This window comes from Amycolatopsis saalfeldensis, assembly GCF_900110575.1.
GTDB lineage: Bacteria > Actinomycetota > Actinomycetes > Mycobacteriales > Pseudonocardiaceae > Amycolatopsis > Amycolatopsis saalfeldensis.
Genome location: NZ_FOEF01000030.1, coordinates 1 through 21,294, shown reverse-complemented (window position 1 = coordinate 21,294; position 21,294 = coordinate 1). Strand labels below are relative to the sequence as shown.

Sequence of the window (21,294 nt, the reverse complement as noted above, 5' to 3'; positions counted from 1 at the left end):
CACCAGGATGCGGCACGCGGTCGCTGTTCCTGGTTCGACGCCCGTCAAGCCTCAGTTGCGAGAAGTCGGGTGCCGGCCACCAGATGCTCCTCGGCGGCCGGGGAGCGGTCACCGGTATAGAGGTGGATTCCGGCGCTCGTCAAGCGGGACAGCACCGTCCTGGCAAGGGGGTGGATCCGTGCCGATTTCTCACGCACGATGCCCTCCGGGTCTTCTGATTCGTTCCGGTGCGGCGACGCGTTCTTCTCGGCGCCGGGGCGGCCGAGGTCGAGTAGCTGGAGATAGACCTGGCCGCTGGCCTCGAGGTCGATCTGGACGGGGCCACAGAAGTACGGCCCGAGGTACTCCTCCCCCGGCTCGGGGTAGTAGCCGTCCGGCGCCGCCCAGCGCAGAGACTCGGGAAGGGCGTCCCGGATCGCCTCCACGAGGTCGTGCCCGGCGAGGAAGCCCAGCACCAAGCGACGGGCCCATGCGCCCTCGACGTTGCGAGCGATCATGTTGCGCCCCAGGCGATCCACAGTCGCCGCTCTGATAATTTCGTTGCGCACGCGGGTCCGCGCATCCTCAACCTCGCGTTTAGCGACGTCGACGTCGATGGTGGACACCCGCAGGCGTCCGGCCGCGAGCTGATCAGCCGTTGCTTCCAGCACAACGGCAGGATCGCCCTCAGCACCCACGTCGTCCCAGACCACGATGCGCGCACCGGTCATCCCCCGGCCCTGGCCGAACGCGGTCAAGCCGGCCAGCGCCTCGTCCAGCTCGTCCTTGGCGGCGTCAGTGTGCTCGCGGTGGATGCCGATCATCTCCATGGTGTCGACGATGTCGCCGTAGAGCGGCTCGTCGGCGCCGAGCAGATCACGCGTGATAGGCACCCAGCCGTCGTGATCGCGCATCTTCACTTCAAATCGCCAGGTCAGATCGTCGGCCATGCCCATCCCTTCCAAGTGGTTCACCAGTGTACCGGTTCACTGGTGAACCACATGGTTTGGGCAGGTCTCCATCGAGTGGAAATGGGGGCGCCGAGTGTGTGCTCCCGGCATCGCCGTGGACAAGTGCGCGCAGGTCGGCGCGCACGTTTCTCGATGTCGGCCGCATCGGGCAGTTGGCGTCCGCGACATAAGCGCGACATCACCGCGGACGAGCGGCGCCATGATGAGGATCATGACGAGGTACCCGGTACGCGCCGATGTCCGGCTCGACGACCCGGCGCTGGAGAGCCTGCTGAGCGGGCCTGTCGTGGTGCTGATGGTCGGCCCGGCCGGGGGCGGGAAGAGCACGGTGGCGCGCGAGCTGACTGCCCAGCGTCCCCATCTGGAGATCGTGTCCTACGACCGCGAACAAGCCGACGGCCGGATCGTCGGCGCGGCGGCGGTGGCCCGCGCCCACGGCCGACTCCGGCAATGCTGCGCCGGCGGGCGCGGTGCCGTCGTCGACGGCACCCACCGCCAGCCCGAGCGCCGCGCCGCGGTCCAGCGGATTGCCGTCGCGCACCAGCTGCCCACGATCGCCCTGGTAGTCCTGCCCAGCCTGACGCGGTGCCTCGAGCAGCAACTGCTGCGGTCCCGGGTCGTGCCGGAAAGCGACGTGCGCGCCCAGCACGCCGCAGTGACCGAACTGCTGCCGAGTTTGCCCGCCGAAGGCTACGAACTCGTCGCAGTACTCGACCCCGGCCACGCGGTACCCGCCGGATTTCCCGGAGAGTCCGGCAACACCGTGTGATCCCGTTTCCCGGGCCGAGCACGAAGCAGGAGCCCAGCTCTCGCTTGAGAACCTGTTCGCCGCCGAGCATAAGACGCTGTCTGAGGATCTCGACCCGGCGGTGCCGGGACTGCTCGAGGACGGTCTGGCCCGCTACGTCGAGGTCGGCGCGAACATCGCACTGCCTCGTAGCCGCCCTGCGCCACCCAACGGGTTACGGCTGCTCGGCCGGTCTGGTGTGCGGTTCCGAGTGGTCGTCGGCCGCCCGCAGATCGAGGCCGTCGGGCAGTTTGACGCGGTTGCGGCCCTCGTCTTTGGCGGTGTAGAGGTTCGAGTCCGCGGCAAGGACCATGTCGTCGACGGTACTTAGCCCGGCGGACGGCCACAGGGCGCCGCCGATGGAGACGGTCAAATCGGTGACGGATGTCGGGCCGTGATCAGTGGTGATGGGGATGACCAAGACGTGGATGCGGCGGCGGATCCGTTCGGCAATCGCGCCGAGTTCGCGGCCGTCGACGCCCGGCAGCAAGACGATGAACTCTTCGCCGCCCCAGCGTCCGGCGGCGTCATCGTGACGTACCTCTGACTCGATCGCATGAGCGACAACTCGCAGAACATCGTCGCCTGCCGGGTGTCCGTAGGTGTCGTTGATTTTCTTGAACAGGTCGAGGTCGATCATCAGCACGGCGAGCGACACGTTGTCGATTCGAGCGCGGTCCAGGGTGCGCTCAGCGATTTGGTGCCACCAGTCTGCGGAGTGCAGCCCGGTTTTATCGTCGGTACGTGACGAGGTGCGGTACTGGGCGAGCAGGACGCCGCGGTGCAAGGCGAGCAGGCCGATGACGATGCCGGCGAGCAGCCACGGGTTGAACTTGAGCAGGCCTGCGGCGCCGAGGCCGAGGCCGAGCGCGCCGGCTTCGATGATCTGCTCGCCGAACTCGCCGATGACCTGCCCGGGCGCGCATGCCGGGCGAGGAGATGAGGATCGCGCCGACGACGAGGGCGTAGTTGACGAACCAGCGCACGATCGCGGCGACCAGGATGATCGCGAGCCCGCCAAGTCCTGCGGGCACACCGGGGTGTGGTTCGGGGCCGATGAGCAGGACGAGGGCGGCGGCTTGGGTTGCCAGCAGGACGGTGGCGTCGCTGAATACCCAGCGGTAGAGCGGGCGGCGGCCGCGCCAGACCCGCAGCCAGGCGATGGTGTGGGTGAAGACGATCAAACCGCTGGCCAGTGCCGGGGGCAGCACGATCACCGCGGCGAAGTCCCAGAGGGTCAGGCTGTCGACGAACGGCCCGACGCCGGAGGTGAGCTTGCGGGCGCGCTCGATGCTGCGGGAGAGCTCAATGTGCGCGATCGCGCATATCCCGAGGATGATGGCTGCGACGCCATCGGCGCGGGTCACCGGGAGCACCGGGACCATGGCGCCGGTGGTGGCTATTGCGAGGATGTCGACGGCGAGGACGTAGGTCAGGACGTGGCGAGGCAACGACCACACTGCCCAGGACCTGGCCCATCGCCACGGCTTACTGACCAGCGAAGACACCGGCCGTCACCCCCAGCAATGATCATGTCCACACATCACAGTTGGGCAGCGTAACGCTGCGGGTGCGGGTCGTGACAGCCTGCTGACGCATCATCATGAAAACCACCCGGATGGCCCAGCTCTCCGGCGCGGTGGCGAAGAGGAGGTGAACCTCATGCGCAACAACACCTGGCGACGCAACAACACCTGGAACTGAGCCCGGACAGTCTCGGCAGCGTCATGTCCCCGAAGGAGGTGATTCTCGTGCGCAACAACACTTGGCGACGCAACAACACCTGGAGCTGACCTCTTCCTCTCCCCCGCCCCTCCCGCCTCGAGCACGAACGGCCGGCACGGCTACGTGCCGGTGCTGGTCGCGCCGCGCCCCTGCCCTGTCCGGGGCAGGAGCGGCGTCGTCCTGCTCCAGGCGGCCGAGGCTGTCATCGCCGCGACCGTCCCGCCGAGGCCGGCGAGGCCGATCACGACCGCCGGGGTGATGGCCTGCGCCAGCAGTCCGCCGATCACCACGCCGCCCCCCTGCGCCGTCTGCATCGCCGCGACGGCCAGGCCGATCGCCTGGCCGCGGGACGCGTCGGGGACGATCTGCACGAATGTGGTGTTGGCGACCATGTCGTAGGCCGAGAAGAATCCGTTGGCCACCCACAACACGACGGTCACCGCCAGCGGCGGCGCCCACGCGGTCGGCATCAGCACCGCGCACGTTGCTACGGCCAGCGGGCCCATCAGCCGCAGACGCCGATCCGGCCGCACGCTCTTGAGCGTCAGCATGCCCAGCACCGCGCCGACGGGGTTCGCGGCCAGCAGCAGCCCGACCGCGAGCGTGCCGCCGTGGATCTGCGCGGCGTAGGGGACGGCGAGGCCTTCCGGGATGACGTAGAACCCCGACACGCAAGCCAGCCCGATCAGCGCGCGCAGACGGCGATCGCCGGTCACCAGGCTGAAGCCGGCACGCAGGGTGTGCCACCAGGCTCGCGCGCCGCGAGCCTGCGTTCCGGACGCCGGCGGCCGGTGCGGGCGGACGCCAAGAGCCAGCAGCAGCGCCGAGAGGGCGAAGGTGCCCGCGTCCACCGCCAGTGTCGTGTGTGTCCCCAGCGCGGTCACCAGCGCGGCGCCGACACCGAAGCCGGCGATGTGACCGAGCTGGTCGGTGGTGCGCATGACCGCCGTGCCGACGATGAACCGGTCACCCTCGAGCACCGCGGGCATCACCGCGCTGCGCGCGGCGGTGAACGGCGCGTAGAGCACCTGGACCACGGCCAGCAGCACCACCATCACGAGGATCGGCTGGCCGGGCAGTGCCATGACCGCGACCAGCACCGCCCGCAGCACATCCGCGGTCACCATGACTGCACGCCGGGGAAACCTGTCGGCCAGGCCGGACAGCAGCGCTCCCCCGGCCAGGTTCGGCAGGATCGTCATGGCGTAGGTGATCGCCGCCCAGGCGGGCGAACCGGTTCGATCGAACACGAGTATCGACAAAGCGACACGGGCGAGCTGGTCGCCGAGAACCGACTGCAGATGCGCCAGCCAGAGAACACGGAACTGCCCGACGGTGAAGACATCGCGGAAAGTGGCAGGCCGAGCAGCTCTCGGTTCGTCCTCCGTCATCTTCTCCCCCGGTCTGAACCCTGCTCGGTGCTATTCAACCCCTGGCAATATAGCCACGATCGCGTCGATGAACAGGGCTTAGAGTCACAGCTCGGTTACCGAATGCTGTGCGCCGGTGGCGGCACGCATCACCGGATCCGGCGGCCCTGCGTAGGGTGGCCGCGGTGGAGGGGAACCAAAATCTGACAGTGCGCCGCGCGACCTCCTCGGTCTGCGCGGTGATCGCTGTGGTGGCCTGGGGCGTGACGTTGCTCGTACTGGGCCGCAATCCCGCCGTTGCCGACGCGGTCCGGACCGAGCTCGGCGACGCCGGGGTGACGGGTGCCACTGCGGTCATCACGGCCGCTGTCGGCCTGCTGCTGATCACCCTGGTGTTCCGCTGGGCCGGGTCGCGCGTGCCGACCGGTTTCGTTGCCGCGTACCTGATCGCCGACGTGGTGGTGTGGATCCTCATTGGACTGCTGTCGGTGTCTGTGGTCCGCTTCGAGACCGGCGCCGGGATCATGCTGATCAGTGGCTGGGTGTTCGCCGTCCCGTCGATTGCCGAGTTAGCACTGGCGCACCGGTCTCGCCAGGCCCGCTGAGGCGTGGCCGCGGTCGGCCCTGCTCGTCGTCGACTTAAGCGCCGTCGGCCCGTGGGGCACGGACGCCCGTGGGCCGACGGCGCCGATGAGAGCTGAGGACTCAGGCGCTCGCCGAGGCGTGTTGTGGAACGACCCGGCAACGGAAGTCGCCAGGAGCGATCTCCGGCGGCAACTCGAGTGTGACGTGGCATCCGGGGCGGTAGCGCTGCTCGAACCACGCGCGAACTTCGCGCAGCAGCCGGTCGAGTTCCCGGCTGCGATCAGCGGTTTCGGCGTTCTCCGGCCAGGTGAGTGCCGGCAGGTCGACGATCCGGGTGGTGGTGCGCTGCTGCTCGAAGCGATCCAGCAGCAGCGCCGGCACGCGCGCCCGATCCGGGACGGTGATCACGGCGCGCACGTTCCATTGCAGCCCGTACTCCAGGAGGACCTGCAGGTCTTCGACCGTCTTGGCGGGCCAGTCGGTCATGGTGTTCTCGTCGAACGCGCCGTCGATGAGGACCAGGATCGTGGTGTCGTCGGCCTCGGTGCCGGCGTTGCGGCCTTGCCGGTCGCCGCGGTCGATCACGACCGCCGCGGCCTGCCTGATCAGCACGAACAGTTCAGCGTGCGCGGTGTCCAGGTGTGCGGTGACACCGCGAAGGCGGTCGGGGCGCGCGGTGTGCGCCCACAGCAGGCCGCTGGGCAGCGCGGCGAGCTCGGACTGCAGCGTGTGGGTCAGTAGCATGCCCGCCTCGCCGATGATGAGAGTGTGGCGGCCTCGGCCCGCTTGGCCGACGACCGCCAGCGCCTCCGACAGCGCGGCCCTGTCCAGGGCAGCGCTGGGCGCGGCCGGTTCCGGAGGGCTGGTGACGCCGCGGCTTCGGCTCGGCAGTGGGGTACGCAGGAGGACGGCGGTCTCTTCCAGCGCGGCGCGCACCATCTTCGGGAAGTCTTCGCTGTTCTGGGTGGCGACTAGGACCCGCAGGCCGGTGTCGCCGGTCGCCCCCAGGGTGGTCACGAGGTTCGCGATCTGGTCCACGGTGAGGTCGGGGTCCGGGTCGTCGAGCACGACGAGCAGGTCGCCGTCGGGTTCGGTCACGGCCATGCGGGCGGCGTTGAGGAGGAAGTCCAGGCTGGGTGTGCACCAGCTTCCCTCTCCTGTGTCGCCGGGCACCTGGACCGGCAGGCCCGTCGCGGCGAGGTTGCTCAGCCACCGGTTCGGGGTGAAGGCGTACACGCGGCCGTCGTGGGCGAGCTGGTCGCCGATCATCTGCTGGACGGTCTTCGTCTTGCCGGAGGCGCTGGGGCCTTGCAAGACGATGTGCGGCTGCGGGCCGGTCGGTGTGGTCACCGGGTTTCTCCTTGTGATCGTGGGATTCCGGACGGGGTGGGTGCGCTGGCGGTGGTGACGGTGCTGATCAGCCGGTGCGGCGCCGCGGCGGGCTCAGTAATCCGCCGCCGTCGACGGGTATTTCGCGGCGCGCGTCGGGGACGATCTAGAGCCAGCCCGCGCCGAGGTCGTAGAGCTTCTCGGTGCCACACACCCACAGCACGACGTCGCGGCAACGGGGGATGTAGGTCGCATCGGGACGATCGACAGTGGTCACAACCGAGTCCTCTCGTCGGTACGGCGGGGCCCCGTCTCCGGGGCATCCGGTGGTCGCGGATGCTCCGGACACGGTGGTGCTGCGGGGATTCATCGCTGCGCCGCGAGGACCGTGTCCTCGGCGTCGCCGGTGTCCTGCCGCGCGAACAGCGGGACCGTGCCGTCGGACGCGACCGGCAGCGGCGCCTCCTGGGCCTCCTGCTGCAGCTGCGGCAGGAGCTGTCGCTTCTCGGCGAGCAACCGCTGTACGTCGCCTGCGGCGTCATCGCGGTCGTCGGCGGAGTCGCGCTTGAACTGGATTCGCACGTACAGGCGCAACCCGCCACCACCGGCGGCGAGCGCTCCGATCAGCGTGATCGGCCACACCCATCCGCCGAACAGGCCGGCCAGCGCGAGCGTCAGCCCTGCCAGGGTCAGCAGCCCCAGCAGGAAAAGCCGGCCCACACCGACCGAAGCCTCGTCTCGGCGCGCGTCGGCGAAGTCGTCGCGGGCCTGCTTCAGCTCATCGTCGATCTCACGCAGCCGGGGCACGTTCTCCTGGAACCGCAGCAGTGTCCCGGTGAGCGCGTTGACCCGCCGATCAAACAGGCGCCGGTAATCCGGGTTGGTGGCGTGAGACTCCCGAAGTCCCTTGTTCTTCAGGATTTCCTGCGTCAGGTCGTCATCAAGACGGTCGTACACATCACGCTGGCGGTGCTCGATCATGGCTTTCTCCCATCGGCGGTAAGGGGCTGGGTTCAGTGGCGCGGTCATGCGGTTTCGCGGCTGTCGTGGCGATCCGGGGTTGCGTACAGCCCGGTGTCGACCTTGATCAGCAGTCCGGTGTCCACGAGCTTGGCCAGCCCGTTCTGGAAGCTGGGCTCTGACGTCACCGGGTCACCGTCCGCGCGCAGCGCTGCGAGGATCACTGCGCGGCGCACGGGCTGTGTATCGGCGTCAGCGACGATCTCGACGATCCGATCGGCTCGTGTCTTCGCCGCCGGATGCGGCGTGTACTGCGGTGGCGCGTACTGCGGCGCCGGGCTCGGCGTCGCTGCCGCGGTCCCGGTCTGCGCCTGCAGGAACGCGTCGAAGGATCCGTACTGCTGCTCGACTTCGGCCACGGTCGTGGCGAATCCGGCTTGTTCGGCGGCGCTCATCTTGGTCAGGTCCACTCCGGCCATCTGGGCGAGCCGGGCGACCGCCTCCGGGGAGGCTTCGACCGCCACCGCCACCGCCAGCCCGCCGCCGGCCCCGCCGGTCAGCGGCTCCGTCTGCCCGGCCGGGGCGGCCGGGGTCGTGGGCTTCAGCGGTTCGCTCGGTCCGACCGCTCGCGCCGGGGCGATGCACGGAGCACCGGTCAGGTACGCCTGGAACGCCGGGGTGTAGCGGGTGTGGCGTGCGGCGTACTTCGGTCCGGCGGCAGCCGCCGAGCCCGCGTCGAGACGGCGCACGAAATTCCGCCGAGCCCAGGCGACGTCCGACAGAGTGAGTCCACTGTGGAGCTTGTCCTTGGTGGGGTCGACCTCCTGAATGTAGGGAGCCTTGACCAGCTGCGGGTAGTTGCCGTCGCCGTCGTCGAGCCAGAACTCGCCCTTGTGTCGGGGGACTTCCAGCTTGTAGTCGCCCATCAGCCGCCCGATGGTGGCCAGGTCCTTGATCCGGAACGCGGTGGTGAACCCCGCCTGAGCCTGCAGGTCGCCACCCTGGTCGCCGAGCTGATCGTTGGTGTCGCGCTGCGTGGCGTAGTGCAGGAAGACCTCTCCCGAACCGGCGCCCTGGCCGATCATCGCGCCCATTTGCGCGGCGTAGTAGCTCTGTCCGTTGTAGACACCACGCACGCTCTTGTTCCGCAGCGCGAACGACGCCTCGTCCATCAGCACGATCACGGTCGGCCATGCGGTGCGCTGCGACAGCGGCTGCGACTGGCGGTACCGTGCCACGCTCATCGCCGCGCACAGCATGTCCACCGTGTCCTGAGGTCCGTTGGCGACCCAGTCGAACGGCAGGTCGAAGTCGGTCCCCAGGTAGATCTCCAGCCAACCCATGACGAGGTCGTAGAGCTTCTCCGTGCCGCACACCCAAAGCACGGCATCGCGGCAGCGGGTGATGTAGGCGATCAGGGTGTTGATCAGCGACGACTTTCCCGACCGCGTCTGTCCGATGTGCTGGCCGTGCTGGCGCAGGGGAAGGAAAACCGGCTCGGTGTCTAGGCCGAATCCGACCCGCGCGGGGTCGCGCAGCGACGCCCACTCCAGGCAATCCTCGTACGGATACAGCCGGCCGGTGACGTCCTGGGTCACCACGGAAATCGAGTAGGCACCGGCGGCGGGCTCCTTGCGGATGTTCACCCACTTCGACTGCAAGGGCATGCGCATCAAGTGGGCGAGCGCGATCGCGATCGGCTCGGCCGCCGACGTGGGCAGCGACGCCTTGCTCGTGTCGCTGCCCGCGAGTGCGAGCCGCTCCGGAGGAACCTGCACCTGAAACTTCGCGCCGAAGTCGTGAATCGGCTTGTATCCCTGCTGTGCCAGCCATCCGAACCCGGCTTCGGTCAGCGCGCGCTTGAACAGCAGCTGTGTGTGATCGAGCTGGAGGTCGGCCCGCTCGAGCACGGTCACCGCTGAACCGGCGGTGCGCACAACCTCGTGCGACACAGCTGTAACGCCCGACGGCGCAGCTGCTCCCACCGAGTTCTCCGGCTTGGGTTCGGGCTCCGGCTTCACTTTCGGCTGCAACCGGAACCAGTAGTACTCCAGTGCTGCTGCGACGCCCGTCTCCACGAGCACCGTCGCGGCCAGGCCCATCAACCAGACCGCCCACCACCGGATCCCGATCAGCTGCAGGACGAGCACAGCTGCAACGAACACCGTGGCACCCGCGGCGATGAAGCGCGTGGCGAGCACCTTGACCTTGTACGACCATCCCCGGGTCAGGCGGGATCCGTGCACCAGACGGTCCGCGATCAGCACGCACACAGCCGCGAAAACGCCTGTGATCGCGACGGCGGCCAACGGCGGCGCTTCGAAGATGGCCGGCAGCATCCCGAACGCCAGCGTCAACACGCCTGCGCCACACGTGAAGACAACTTTGTACGGGAGCACGGGTTTCTACCTCCAATCGATGTATCAGGGGGCCGCGACCGCGAGGAGTCAGCTCGCGGCCGCGGCCCCGTTCGAGGACCATGGGGTTTAGCTGGCCTTGCCGCGGCTCACGGCCCCGAGGGCGTCGTAGCCCGCGGCCATGCCGGTGCGCAGGTCCGCGGTCTCACCCGCGGCGGTGGCCTCCTGCGAGAAGCGCTGCTGTGCCTCGGCCATGTCCGGCTTGTCGGAGAGAAGACCGGCCTGCAGCCGCAGGTTCCGCTCCTTCTCGGTGAACTGGGTTGCCGACGCTCGCGCGTTGTCCGCGGCGTCGCCGAACGCGGACGCTGTCGTCGTGTGGGTCGACGGGTCTTCCTGGGCGGCCATCCCGGTCGTTCCGATGTCGGTCTCCATCGCACTGCTCCTTCCATCTGTTCCGGTCGCGGCTGCGGGTTGCGGTCGCGGTGGTGCTGGTGTGGCGGGGTGTCCCTGGTCGTCGATGTCGGCTTCCTCAACCGGCTTCGGGGCCGCCTTTGGCTTCGGTGCCTCGGGCGGCTGCTCTGAGGCTGGCGTGTCCTTCGGCGCCGAGGTCGGCTTCTCCTTGCCGGTGCGCGATTTCCGTCGCCCGTCCTCACCAGTGGGGTCGAGCGGCGGATTGGAGAATCCGGCGTCGTCGAACGGAAAGTCCTTGTCGCGCGCCGAGTTGCCCCGTCGGCGGCGCCGCCGACGGCGACGGGTGCGGCTGCCTTTGTCCGGCTCCGGCTTGGCTTCACTGTCCGAACCGGACTTGTCTGGTTGCGGTTTTGCGCCCTCGGCTTCCTTGCTCCGCTTGCGACGCCACCATCGGCGGCGTCGGCGTCCTGTCTGATCAGCGGTGTCGTCCTTTTTGGTCTCCGGGTTCGTGTTCGTGTCCTGACCGGGTTTCCCGCGGCCACGGCCCCGTCGACGTCGGCGTCGTCCACGCGAACGATCGCCGGCGTCCTCGGCCGCGGCTCCCTTGCCGCGCCCGCGGAACGGCCACAGGTGACGGCGTCCCGTGTTCTTGTTGCCCGAGCCGGACTTGCCGCGTCCCCCGGATCCACGTCCGGTGCCGGACGTCGAGGCGGTCCCGGATCCCTTGCGCCCGCCGGACGTGCCCTTGCGGCCGGCCGCCGAGCGTCCTCGTCCCGCTCCGCTGCTCCCGGCGGCGCCACCGGAGCCGCGCCGTCCGAACCTGCGCCGTCCGTTGCCGCCGCTCGCGGCGCCACCGACCTGACGTCGTCCGGCGCGTCCGGGCGTCGATGGGGGTGTCGCGGACGCTCGTGCGGCACGCGAGCGCGCCGGAGTCAGCCGGCTCATCAGCGATCGGCGTCCCGTGCCGGCGGCACCGGCCCTGCCTGGTCCTGTCCGCCGCGCGCTGCCACCGCCTCGGCCGAACACGCCGCGGCCGCCGGACCCGCTGCTCCCGCGCGGAGCCGCGCCGGATCGGGACCGCGGTAGCAGACCGCGGCCCCGCCCCATCCCCATGGAGCGGGGTGCGGGCGCCGGTGTCCGGCGGCCGGATCCCTTGCGGTTGCGCATCATCCGGTGCGCAGCCAGCCCGGCACCGCCGGCCGCCGCGGTTCCACCGAACACCCCGAGCGCGAGAAGCGGGGATACCGCCCACATCGCGCCGCCTGCCACGAGCGCCACGACGGGAGCCGACCAACCGAGCAACCTTGAGGCCGAGATTCCTTGCGACGCGGTCGTGGTCTCGGTCTTGCCGTCCTTGCCCTTCTCCGTCGCCGTCGTTGCCGAAGTGGTCGTGGCCTCCGGCTCCTGTGCCGATGCCGAGTCGTCTAGAGCCGGGAGCGGGGTGCTCTCGAACACGTTGCGGGCCAACGGTGTTGCGCTGTCCGTGGTGGACTCGTCTGTGACGTCGGTGGTTTCGGTGGTCATCTGGTTCACCTCCTGGGTTGGCCGGTCGTTGCTGATCAGAGAAGTTCGGTGCGGCCGTTGAGGCAGCGGTGGACCCGCTGGACCATCCCGGTGCCGACCTTCATGCCGTGCTCGCGGTAGGTCCGCTCAAGTTCTTTCCGGCCGGGACTGACTGGCAGAACACCGTCTGCGATCCACTGCCGGGCGACTTCGAGCTTGTCCCGCAGGTGCGGATCCGCGGGCAGCAGGCCGCCGTGGTCGAGGTAGCCGAAGTACGCCCACATCCGCGGCACGCAGGTCACGATCAGCACCGCAAGCAGTGGCCACACCCCGTGGCTGACGAGTTCGACGAAGTCGAACCTGTCGGCCACGAACGGCAGGTGGTGCCAGGTGTTGAGCACGAAGGTGGTTGCCAGCAACGCTTTTTCGGTTCGCTTGACCGCTGGATCGTCGACGTGCACGCCACGAGTGGCCATGAACGCCTGGAAGGCGAACAGCGACAGCATCAGCAGGGCGATGGCCGGCTCGACTGTCCAGGCGAACCACCACTTGCCGCTGCCCTCGGGAGCGCCACCGGCGACGGTGTCGTGCACGTTCGCCGTGGACACGAACAGGCTCAGCACCAGGCCCGCGCCGGCGGCGTAGGTGATGGCGGTGCGCCAGCGCGCGGTCGACAGTGCACGACGGTTGGTGTCGTGCAGCAGCCTCTGCAGCTTCGCCGCCTCGGCGGCCTTGGAACGCTCGGTCAGCACGCGGGGCGTGTCCGCCTCGGTCCAGTTCCGGTCGTCCATGAAGGTGCTGATCGCGGTGTGCTCGGCAAGCTTCTTGCGCAGCTTGCGCACGCGCCGGGTCTCGCCCGTGGGCGGGGCCGGCGACCGGCGGAAGAACCTCTGCCGAGGCAGCTGCAGGTCGGCACCCAGGTCCGTGGCTTCCGAACGCGGGTGCCCGTTGATGCGCGGCGGAACGACCTCCGGCTCAGCGAACGACGTCGTCATGGGTAGTGCTCCTCCGCACGGTCGGGCAACTCGGCAGGTCTCGGGGCCGCGCTGACGCTCCCAGCAGCTCGGGCCGCGGCGTGCGAGCGATGCCCGCGGCGGCTGAAATCGTGTTTTCGCTGATCACGGCCCCTCCCTCCAATCAGTTACGTCTCTACAGTAACGTTACTTTTGCCACGTTACGTGAAGCTCTCGCTCCTGATCAAGAGGGTTCCCAGTCACACCGACCGCCCCGGACGCACCTGGGCCAGGTCGGCGACGCCGCAGGTAGCAGGCCCGAAACGGCCTCTGATCAGCGGCTTCTCATCGATCAGAAGCGTCGCTTCCTGTTGTCAGACCAGGAGTTCCGATGTCACCTGCAGCACCACCCGCCGACGACGCACGTCGCCCGCTGCCCGCTCCCCCGCTGGCGCTCCATCTCGTGGGCTCGGTCCCGCCCGCGGTCGGCGGCGATCCGGACCGCGCGATGAGCTGGCTGCTCGACCACAGCGCGGGCGCGACGCTCACAGCGCTGCCGTTCGAGCCCGACTCGCGCTGGATCATCGACTGGCTTGATCAGCTGGTTCACGTCGACGCCCTCGAGCAGGTCCGACCCGGTGCCAGCCGCGGCTACGACGACATCCCCTCGCACCGCATCCGCCCGGGCCACGAGCTCAACCCGCACGACCTCGCCCTCGGCCGTCACCAGCACACCGCCGACGCGATCGCAGCCCACGACCGGCTCGCCGCCGCCCGCCCGGTTCCCGCCCGGGTGCAGGTCAGCGTGCCGAACTCGCTGGACCGGGCGATGTTCGCGGCAGGCTCACCCGCAGCGGCGCACCAGTGGATGCCGGCGATGCAGAAATCCCTGATCAGCGAAGTCGTCGACCTCGTGGACACCTGGGGCGAGCGGCTGCAGCTGCAGCTGGAAAGCCCCGCCATCCTGGCCAGCTACCACCACACCCCACGCGAGGAGTGGCCAGCGCTGACGACTCAGCTCGTGCACCAGGTCGCCGAAGTACTCTCGGCGGCCAGCCGGGCAAGCTGGATCCTGCACTTGTGCTACGGCGATTTGGAACACCAGCCGCTTTTCACACCGACAGATCTCGACGCCGCGGTTCTATTCCTGAACGCCCTCAACACCGCACTCGTCAGCCAAGACCAGCCAATGCCCCCCGTCCACATCCCCATGTGCCACGGGAATGCGGAACCTCCGACAGATCCGCAATTCTACCGATCGCTGAAGAACCTCCAGGATGGCATCAGCGTCATTCCTGGAATTGTCGCGGAAAACCATCCCAGCGCGACCGCTATTGCCGCCCAGATCGCCATCAGCACTCTTGGAAGCCGGGTTGTGGCGCTCGGCGCCGCGTGCGGTCTCGGCCGCCGTTCACCCTACGCGGCCGCGGCCAACATGCACCTGGCCACCGAGCTGGTCACCACGCGGCAACTCATCACGCCGTAGATCCGGCGCCGCCGCGCACCGCCGAAACGATCACCACCCCGATGGCCCGGACGGCACCCGTCCGGGCCATCGACTCGTTCGACGCGGCGAGCTGTTCACCGCCATCCCCGGATTCCCCACTGCGGCCACTCCTCGCCGATCGCCGATCGCCGACGTGCCAAGCCGCCGACGCACCTCGCGCTCGATGCCGTTCCGGACGGGAACGCCGCTTCGCGCCCACAGCCGTTCCAGTCTGGAACGGCCCTCCGCCCCCGGGTGCCGTTCCAGACTGGAACGGCACAACCCGGCACCCCCTCCTGCCACCGCTGGCCGAAGTCGATAGACCTCTGCGCGTCCGATCAGGACCGCGCAGTCGCCTGCTGACGTCCACCCCGTTCGGGCCGACCCGCCCACCGAACCAAGGCATTCACGCTCTGTAGTTTTTGCGAGTCTTCGTGTCACTTCACTTCACCTGTTCACCTCACCTGCCCCACCCCCCTCTCGCCTGCGCCTACACGCGGGCAGCCCCCTCCCGGTGGGGTGAAGTGAACAGGTGAGGTAAACCCGCTCCCGTCGACTCTCCCAATCACACGGAGTGGCCGGATCTTGCCGGCGAACTTCGCTCGAACGCCTCCATCGCCCGCAGCTCAGCTGGGAGCTCCGGGCCCAACACGACCGCTCCGAGCATGTCTTCCAGGAGATCGAGAACCCGATCCTCAACCGTCGTCCGCGCGTAGGGATCCTCCGGCGGCTCGCGATCCAGTAGCAGTGCCCACGGCACCGGGCCCAGGGCTTCGGCAACCGTCAGGTCGTCGAAGTCATCACGCTCGGCCGGGCCGGGAGCGTCCTCCGGCACCACAAACCTGACGGTTGCCGCGTCCTGCCAGCTGGCCAGCAGCTTCTTCCACTGCTCGCGCTCGACACGGATCCGCTGCAGCGCGTCGGCATAGAGCTGGTCCGCGCCGACCGCGTGGCCAGCGTCAGCCACCGAGGTCGCGCCCACCGCGATCCCGCCGAGTTCGACCAGGCCGTGCTCGCGCAGCTGCCGCAGTGCGTCGTACACCGCGGATTTGCCCAGGCCGGAGAGCTCCACCAGCTCCGCCGCCGTGCTCTGCCGGCCGCCGCGATCGAGCACGCTGTACACCCGCCACGGAGCTAGCCCCAGCACCGCCCACACCGGGGCCAGTGCGCCCAAGTGCTGCTTGACCTGCAAGAATTCATTCTCAGCCGACGCGATCTGCCGCAGGTAGTACCGGCTGCCCCGGGCCGTACCCGCGCCCGACTCGATCAGCAGCACCGGCGACCCGACGGCGTCCTGCAAGTCCCTCAGCACCTCGGCGATCGTCTCGATGCCGATCAGCCCCGTCACCAGCCGAAGGCTCCGCACGGGTAGCTCCGCTACCCGCAAACGATCCGCCTCCGAGTCGCTCTGCAGCAACGCCAGCCACGCAATCCCATGCAGGACAGCAGCAACGGTCAAGAACCGAGATCCCTGGTAGTTCTGCCGAGCCCATCCCTCCGCCGATTGCAGCCAGCGGTGCGTCCAGTGCGAATTTCCCCCAGGCCCCTTAGATACCCCCCCGTGTAAAAAACTGTAAGTGTGTGCGGAATCCCGGAAATCGCGTTCTGCGGCATTTTCGGCCCTTTCGGCGAGGGCTTTTCGGACGGCTTCGGCTGCACGGTTCCACTCCTGCTCCAGATACCTGAGGCCGCGCTTGCTGGGGCGGTTGACGTCGTCGGCCAGGCCGCGGAAGGTGCCGTTCTCGACGTTCTCGCGTAGCGCTGCGAAGGTCCAGCTCTGCCAGACGACGTGGAGGATCGCCGCGCGGCGAGCTTCGCTGCGGCCAGCGTAGTTGCCGAGCTCGCCGCGGGTCAGGTACTCGAGAGCCGCTGCTTTGAGCGGCCGAGGTCCTGACACCGAGGGCACGACCGGTTCATCGTCACTGTTGGTGCTGATCAGCGGGGGAGTGAAGTTGAACTGGCCGAGGCCGACGTCGAGCTCGCCGGCCAGGCGTTCGAGCGCGCCGATTGACACCGGTCCGTCGAGCGCCTGGACCGCGGCCGACAGGGGAGTAACCAACTCCCGGTGACCGCCACCCCGACATGGTGACGCCGGCAAGCTCAAGCAGCCTTGCTTCGGGTTGAACATCGGCGCCAAGTCGAGCTGCACACCCGGGTGCCGCTCAGCCATCCACGCCTTGAACGCACGAAGCAGCGGGCCCACGATCTCCACAGGCTCGGCCTTCTCCAACCGAGCCCAGACGTGGACACCTCCCCGAGGTGACCGATCGACGATCGGCCGAAAACCTGCTCTGATCAGCAATGACGCCGCGTCTGCTCCGGCGGCCAGCGTCGCCTCCGAGCCCGCGGACGCAGGATCCAGATCGATCCCAAGCCACCGCGCGCGGCCGTCGTGATCGAACAACAGCGCCGCGGTCGGCCTACTCGGCAGCTTCGCCTGCAGCGGGACAGGCCACCGGCGATACTTTCCGCTCTCGCCCATCACCTTGACCGACCGCCGGCGATCCGGCGCCACCATTCCCGCACTCAGCGTCTTCCAGACAACACCAGGGGAGTGGTCGCTCGTCGCCCCCTTCCAGGAGCTCTGATCAGGGACAACGTCCAACAACGTCGCCGTCATCGCCCGGCCGACCCACGTTGGATAACGTCATAAACTCGTCCGAATCGTGGGTTCGGAAGGAAATTCGGGGCTTGGTTTCGCCTCCGATGATCATTTCCGCCGAGATCACAGTCGAGTTCAGATGCCTCTGAGCAGCAGTAACTAGCCCACACGGGCAACACTCGGCCGCCACGCTGGAGTGACAGCCGCGCACAAGGTACACTCAACACAGCAGAGGCCCCCTTGAGGGATGCCAAAGCTGCCCGAGTGGTGACTCGGGGTTAGACAAGTTAAAAGTCCTGTTCAATTGGCCCGAGTTGACCACTCGGGTGCATGACACGAACCAGCGGTGAACTGGGGCGTGGTTCAGCTAGGTCGGCTTCCCAACCGACCTTGTTGGACGCAAGCGGAGACGAGGTCCAGTCGTCTCCCCACTACATCCGCCGAGGCGGCCTCTCCTTGAGGGGCCGCCTCTGTGGTGTTTACGAGGCTTCTTGTACCTCCTCTTCGGCAGGTAACTCAGCGAACATCGCCAACACCTGCACTACATCATTCGTCTCGTGTCCGCCCTTCAGGGCCTGGACGGCTTCAAGCATCTTCAGCCCGAGCTCCGCTCGGGCATACCAAGATTGCGGGACCATCACCGTGCCGGCTTTGCGGCCCCAGCGCGAGATCATGACGTGCTCACCGTCAGCCTCGACCGCATCAAGGAGCTGCGTGAGCTTTCCTCGTGCTTCCTTGGATGGAACGTGCAACGTCATACCCGAGAAGTTACAACATCTCGCCCTCCAGCGCGATCACAACCCCCCTCGGCGTGTCGCTCTCAGATGCGCTAGCAGCCTTCCAGGTTCTCTCGGGTCCTTCGGACCCTCTTGGAGCCCTCTTCGCTAGCCAGTGGCGAAGCTGGGGGGTTGTACGCCGCACTAGATTCCGGATTGTCCGCAGTAGCAATGTTGCCGTCAGTGCTGTATAGTCGCGCGCCCGCACGGGCGGGTGCGCGCGCGCGACGTGAGGAGAGCCTCCGGGGCTAAGTATCTCGACTGCGGGCTACTTGTTCGCATCAGCCAGGGTGGTGCCCACCCGCACAGACTGGGGGAGTGGCAGGGAGTGATGGCGAATTTCGTGGCAGGACGCTACGTCCGAGAGCTGGAAGTCAGCCACCTACACTTTCGCCGCCAGGTGGTTGCAGGCAAGCGTGGGGGAGCAGAGACATCCCAGACATCGCGATGCCGCGGCCTCTGGAATCAAGGCCGCGGCATCGCGATGTCTATCGGTGTGGTGTTGTGCGTCGATCACCACTGCGGTGATCTCTCGAAGCTGGTTGGGGCTTAGGGCGCGAATACCCCGTTCTCGAACGCCCAAGCGAGGGAGTTCCGGAAGTCGTCTGTCACCGGGTCCCTGGGCACCCACATCGGAAGCGGTTCGCGCCCGTTGTAGGCCTCGCTGACGGTGACTGCTTCACGGATCTCGACGTCAGGAACGATCTCGCCATGGCGCTTGCGGAGCCGATCAAGCATCTCCTGGCCAAATTTGCCGCGTTGGGATGACGCTTTCACTCGACAAGGCAGGATCATCGACAGACGGAGATCTGGGTTGTACTCCTGGATTGAAGTGATCGTCTCTTTCAGATGCGTGAGGTCAACGCCTGTTGTCTTGTCGTCGAGAAGGACGCAGTTGATCGCTCGCTTCAGCCTTACCAGTGCGGACATCATGGACATCGACTTGGTTCCGTGCAAGTCGTAGCCGCGGAAGTGAGGAGCCGACTGGACCTTATCCATGCGGCGGCTGAGGAGCATTCCAGCGAGCGGGTCTGAGGCGGCGAGCTCGGCTTCGTCGCGATAGAAGTCGATCTTCTCGCCTGTAACGTAGGAGGGGCCGTTGGGATAGATGTGAATCCGCTTGAGCCAGGCAATGGTGTTCGCATCGCTGCTCGGAACGACAACTCCATACCCCGGAATCCCGGACTCGTTGTACGCGCACCGGCGAATGTCATCGAGGGTGATTGCACGAGGCTCGTCTTCGCCGGGAAACTGAGCTTTGCGACGCAGCAGCGCGTCACCAAGTACAAGGGGTGCTGGGTACTTCACTCCTGGGCTGTACTCCTTGCCCAGTACCAAGAGACCATCACCTTTGTCACCGTCATCGAGCCCGTCGCTCACGCCAATCCCAAAGTGCTTGCTCGCATTGCCCTGTCCGTCGAGATCGACAACCTCGACCTCGAAGCCGAGCTGAGCAAGCAGTGCAGCGTAGGTTACGAGCGCGGTCGTTTTGCCCGCCGAGCCGGCTTCCCCAACAGTGCCGAACTCGACTGGGGCTGTAAGCGGCGTCTCCTCGATGTACCTGGCTACTGCTTGGCTGAGGCGTTCTTGAGCGGACACCTTCATCACAGAGGTGGCTTCCGTCATTTGTGGGGCCCTTTCAAGCAGGTCGGCGTTCCAGACTGGAACGCAGGAGTCGAACGGTGCTCACAGGTTCTGGAGCTTGTCTTCTTCGTAGGGCGAGAGGCTGTGGTATCCCAGTTCAACGAGCCGCGTGATGTACCTGACCACGACTGGGGGCCATGGCCGGCCGCCCAGGTAGCGCTCGTCTGCTGCTTGCGCTTCGATCGATGCGAGAGTCGCAGCCAGGGCAAGTCGACTTGCCTGAGGACGGTCGCTGGAGATCACCTCGCCCAGGTCAAACTCTGTAGCGACGGATGCCCCAGTCCACTGTGCAACCTCGCTGCGCCGAAGGACCGCCTTGTCTACGCCGCCAGCGAGAACCCCGTCGGTCAGAATCTCGATCAGCGCGTGACGTTGGTTGTCCTTGAACGTGCTGTAGTCGGCGACGATCTTCTGGCATGCCTGCTTCCGCTTAGCGGCCGAATCATGATGGGCTTGGCGGCGCTCTTGCACGATCCTTTGCTGCTCCAGATCTACTGGTGCAGGTTCTTTTTTGCCGCTCTTCGTTTTGGAGGCGCCTGCAGTCGAGTTGTCGCTCTCGATCTCGTCGCTTTCTCCCGAGTCGCTCGCCGCCTCCGACTCGGCAACGGCAGCCTTGACCGCCGGTGCGAGGTCGACGCTGAAGTACTGCAGCGCGCCATCGACGATCGCGACTCCGGCGAGGTTTTTCTCTGCCCGAGCGCTATCGATCTCTTCGTCAGTAGCTAGGCGATGCTGCCAGCCATCGTCACCCCAGTGTTCCTTCGGGTCGATTTCCGGCAGGCCGGTCTGCTGGATTTGCTCGCGAAGCGCTTTGGTTTCAGCAATCTCGCTCAGCCGTCGAACTTCTTGCTTTACTGCGGCCTTAAGGCTCGGCCGCTCATCGATGTCGCCGGTTGTGGCTGCGGTCAACGCCCTATCGCGGCTCTCGTCATCGGGAAGCTCGGCAAGGACCGTGAGTGCTCCATCCGCGGTGATCTGCCGCGTGTTCAGAAGTTCCTTGCCAAGAGGAGTGAGTTTGAGAAGCGAGATTCGACGACTCACCTGGCTTTTGCTCTTCACCGAGCCACCGACGGTGTCGACGATTTCCTGGTAGCTGAGCCCGTCGTCGTAAAGGCGCTTGAACCCCTCAGCTTCTTCAAGCTCGGTCAGCTGCAGCCGGCCTGAGTTTTCGACCAGGAAGATCTGCGCGAGAGCGCGAGCAGTCGCATACTCGTTGCGAATGATCGCCGGGATGGCTTCGAGGTCCGCCAGAGTGCTGGCCGCCCGCCGCCGGTGTCCCGCGAGGATGACGTAGTGGCCTTGCTCAGTGTCACTGTCGAGTTGTGGCGAGTTCTTGATCAGCTCTGCGCGCTCACACACGAGGATCGGTGAGATGACCCCGAACTCGCGAACACTGGGCAGGATGTCAGAGAGCCTGTCCTCGTCCAGCTCCTGCCGGTGCTTCGGGTTGATCGGGCTGTCGACGATCTCCGTCAGCTCGATGTCGATGATGCGGAACCGGTCCGGGTTCTGCTCGATTTCTTTCTCGAGGCTTCCGATCCCAAAGGACTTCAGGGCGCCCGCGCCGCCGGGCTGAGAGCCTGCCACTCCCGCAACTGGGATCGGCAGCGCGGGAATAACGGGCGGGCTAGCGACCACGGTCGTTCCGGTGCCCCTCGGCCCTTTGCTTCCCTGATTGTTACGGGGCATGTGTTGGAACCCTTCGGCTGATCGTCGTTTAACCGTCGCTGCTGAGAAGCAAGACCATGCTCGGGACTGGCGATCGTGCCGCCACGCTCTCATCGATTGCTCGCATATCGATGCCCTCAAGCAGCCCGCGAACTGAGTGAGGTCAGCATAGAGGCGGTTGGAGGTTC

At 67.2% G+C, this 21,294-nt stretch carries 16 protein-coding genes; 3 read left to right on the top strand and 13 right to left on the bottom strand.

Annotated features, from left to right (window positions below; translation table 11 throughout):
- Window positions 1-44: 44 nt before the first annotated feature.
- Complete coding sequence (locus BMY97_RS41370; RefSeq protein WP_143086448.1) at window positions 45-929, bottom strand: hypothetical protein; 885 nt, start codon at window positions 927-929, stop codon at window positions 45-47.
- Between the two features lie 232 nt (window positions 930-1,161).
- Here BMY97_RS41370 and BMY97_RS41365 point away from each other — a divergent pair, with 232 nt between their 5' ends.
- Entirely contained in the window at window positions 1,162-1,719 is a 558-nt protein-coding gene (locus BMY97_RS41365) for an AAA family ATPase (RefSeq protein ID WP_177231792.1), read from the top strand.
- A 193-nt stretch (window positions 1,720-1,912) separates the two neighbouring features.
- Here the strand turns inward: BMY97_RS41365 and BMY97_RS48900 are convergent, their stop codons facing one another.
- From BMY97_RS48900 to BMY97_RS41355, 3 genes are all read right to left on the bottom strand, one after another.
- Entirely contained in the window at window positions 1,913-2,524 is a 612-nt protein-coding gene (locus BMY97_RS48900) for a GGDEF domain-containing protein (RefSeq protein WP_245787764.1), read from the bottom strand.
- Window positions 2,469-3,245 carry a hypothetical protein gene (locus BMY97_RS48895; RefSeq protein ID WP_245787763.1) on the bottom strand — a complete coding sequence of 259 codons (777 nt, stop codon included), beginning with the start codon at window positions 3,243-3,245 and terminating at the stop codon, window positions 2,469-2,471. Before BMY97_RS48895 ends, BMY97_RS48900 begins: the two co-directional genes overlap by 56 nt.
- Before the next feature lie 336 nt (window positions 3,246-3,581).
- Window positions 3,582-4,853, bottom strand: coding sequence for an MFS transporter (locus tag BMY97_RS41355; RefSeq protein WP_091628547.1), 1,272 nt, complete (start codon window positions 4,851-4,853; stop codon window positions 3,582-3,584).
- 155 nt (window positions 4,854-5,008) lie between these two features.
- Between BMY97_RS41355 and BMY97_RS41350 the strand changes: the two genes are divergently transcribed.
- On the top strand, window positions 5,009-5,437 hold the full coding sequence (locus BMY97_RS41350) for a hypothetical protein (RefSeq protein ID WP_143086447.1): 429 nt from the start codon (window positions 5,009-5,011) through the stop codon (window positions 5,435-5,437).
- 100 nt (window positions 5,438-5,537) lie between these two features.
- Here BMY97_RS41350 and BMY97_RS41345 read toward each other — a convergent pair whose 3' ends face one another.
- From BMY97_RS41345 to BMY97_RS41325, 5 genes are all read right to left on the bottom strand, one after another.
- A complete protein-coding gene (locus BMY97_RS41345; protein ID WP_091628544.1) occupies window positions 5,538-6,767 on the bottom strand; it encodes a hypothetical protein in 1,230 nt (409 codons plus the stop codon).
- Window positions 6,768-7,112: 345 nt separating this feature from the next.
- Complete coding sequence (locus BMY97_RS41340) at window positions 7,113-7,727, bottom strand: hypothetical protein (protein WP_091628542.1); 615 nt, start codon at window positions 7,725-7,727, stop codon at window positions 7,113-7,115.
- A gap of 44 nt (window positions 7,728-7,771) precedes the next feature.
- Complete coding sequence (locus BMY97_RS41335; protein WP_218157002.1) at window positions 7,772-10,063, bottom strand: hypothetical protein; 2,292 nt, start codon at window positions 10,061-10,063, stop codon at window positions 7,772-7,774.
- A gap of 129 nt (window positions 10,064-10,192) precedes the next feature.
- Window positions 10,193-10,495 carry a hypothetical protein gene (locus BMY97_RS41330; RefSeq protein WP_091628539.1) on the bottom strand — a complete coding sequence of 101 codons (303 nt, stop codon included), beginning with the start codon at window positions 10,493-10,495 and terminating at the stop codon, window positions 10,193-10,195.
- Between the two features lie 1,538 nt (window positions 10,496-12,033).
- Complete coding sequence (locus tag BMY97_RS41325) at window positions 12,034-12,972, bottom strand: hypothetical protein (RefSeq protein WP_091628538.1); 939 nt, start codon at window positions 12,970-12,972, stop codon at window positions 12,034-12,036.
- Window positions 12,973-13,321: 349 nt separating this feature from the next.
- Here BMY97_RS41325 and BMY97_RS41320 point away from each other — a divergent pair, with 349 nt between their 5' ends.
- Window positions 13,322-14,416 carry a hypothetical protein gene (locus BMY97_RS41320; RefSeq protein ID WP_143086446.1) on the top strand — a complete coding sequence of 365 codons (1,095 nt, stop codon included), beginning with the start codon at window positions 13,322-13,324 and terminating at the stop codon, window positions 14,414-14,416.
- 565 nt (window positions 14,417-14,981) lie between these two features.
- Here BMY97_RS41320 and BMY97_RS41315 read toward each other — a convergent pair.
- From BMY97_RS41315 to BMY97_RS41300, 4 genes are all read right to left on the bottom strand, one after another.
- Window positions 14,982-16,934 carry a helix-turn-helix domain-containing protein gene (locus tag BMY97_RS41315; protein WP_177231791.1) on the bottom strand — a complete coding sequence of 651 codons (1,953 nt, stop codon included), beginning with the start codon at window positions 16,932-16,934 and terminating at the stop codon, window positions 14,982-14,984.
- Between the two features lie 563 nt (window positions 16,935-17,497).
- Window positions 17,498-17,776 (bottom strand): type II toxin-antitoxin system Phd/YefM family antitoxin, encoded by a 279-nt coding sequence (locus tag BMY97_RS41310; protein ID WP_091628532.1) that lies wholly within the window; start codon window positions 17,774-17,776, stop codon window positions 17,498-17,500.
- Window positions 17,777-18,343: 567 nt separating this feature from the next.
- On the bottom strand, window positions 18,344-19,420 hold the full coding sequence (locus BMY97_RS41305; protein ID WP_091628530.1) for a ParA family protein: 1,077 nt from the start codon (window positions 19,418-19,420) through the stop codon (window positions 18,344-18,346).
- 60 nt (window positions 19,421-19,480) lie between these two features.
- Window positions 19,481-21,025, bottom strand: a complete 1,545-nt coding sequence (locus BMY97_RS41300; RefSeq protein ID WP_177231790.1) for a ParB/RepB/Spo0J family partition protein — start codon at window positions 21,023-21,025, stop codon at window positions 19,481-19,483.
- Window positions 21,026-21,294: the final 269 nt, after the last annotated feature.

Coding starts and splice junctions, on each gene's coding strand:
- BMY97_RS41330 (WP_091628539.1), bottom strand. CDS start 10,495: ATGGAGACCGACATCGGAACGACCGGGATGGCCGCCCAGGAAGACCCG.
- BMY97_RS41370 (WP_143086448.1), bottom strand. CDS start 929: ATGGCCGACGATCTGACCTGGCGATTTGAAGTGAAGATGCGCGATCAC.
- BMY97_RS41355 (WP_091628547.1), bottom strand. CDS start 4,853: ATGACGGAGGACGAACCGAGAGCTGCTCGGCCTGCCACTTTCCGCGAT.
- BMY97_RS41340 (WP_091628542.1), bottom strand. CDS start 7,727: ATGATCGAGCACCGCCAGCGTGATGTGTACGACCGTCTTGATGACGAC.
- BMY97_RS41325 (WP_091628538.1), bottom strand. CDS start 12,972: ATGACGACGTCGTTCGCTGAGCCGGAGGTCGTTCCGCCGCGCATCAAC.
- BMY97_RS41310 (WP_091628532.1), bottom strand. CDS start 17,776: ATGACGTTGCACGTTCCATCCAAGGAAGCACGAGGAAAGCTCACGCAG.
- BMY97_RS41305 (WP_091628530.1), bottom strand. CDS start 19,420: ATGACGGAAGCCACCTCTGTGATGAAGGTGTCCGCTCAAGAACGCCTC.
- BMY97_RS41315 (WP_177231791.1), bottom strand. CDS start 16,934: ATGGTGGCGCCGGATCGCCGGCGGTCGGTCAAGGTGATGGGCGAGAGC.
- BMY97_RS41365 (WP_177231792.1), top strand. CDS start 1,162: ATGACGAGGTACCCGGTACGCGCCGATGTCCGGCTCGACGACCCGGCG.
- BMY97_RS41320 (WP_143086446.1), top strand. CDS start 13,322: ATGTCACCTGCAGCACCACCCGCCGACGACGCACGTCGCCCGCTGCCC.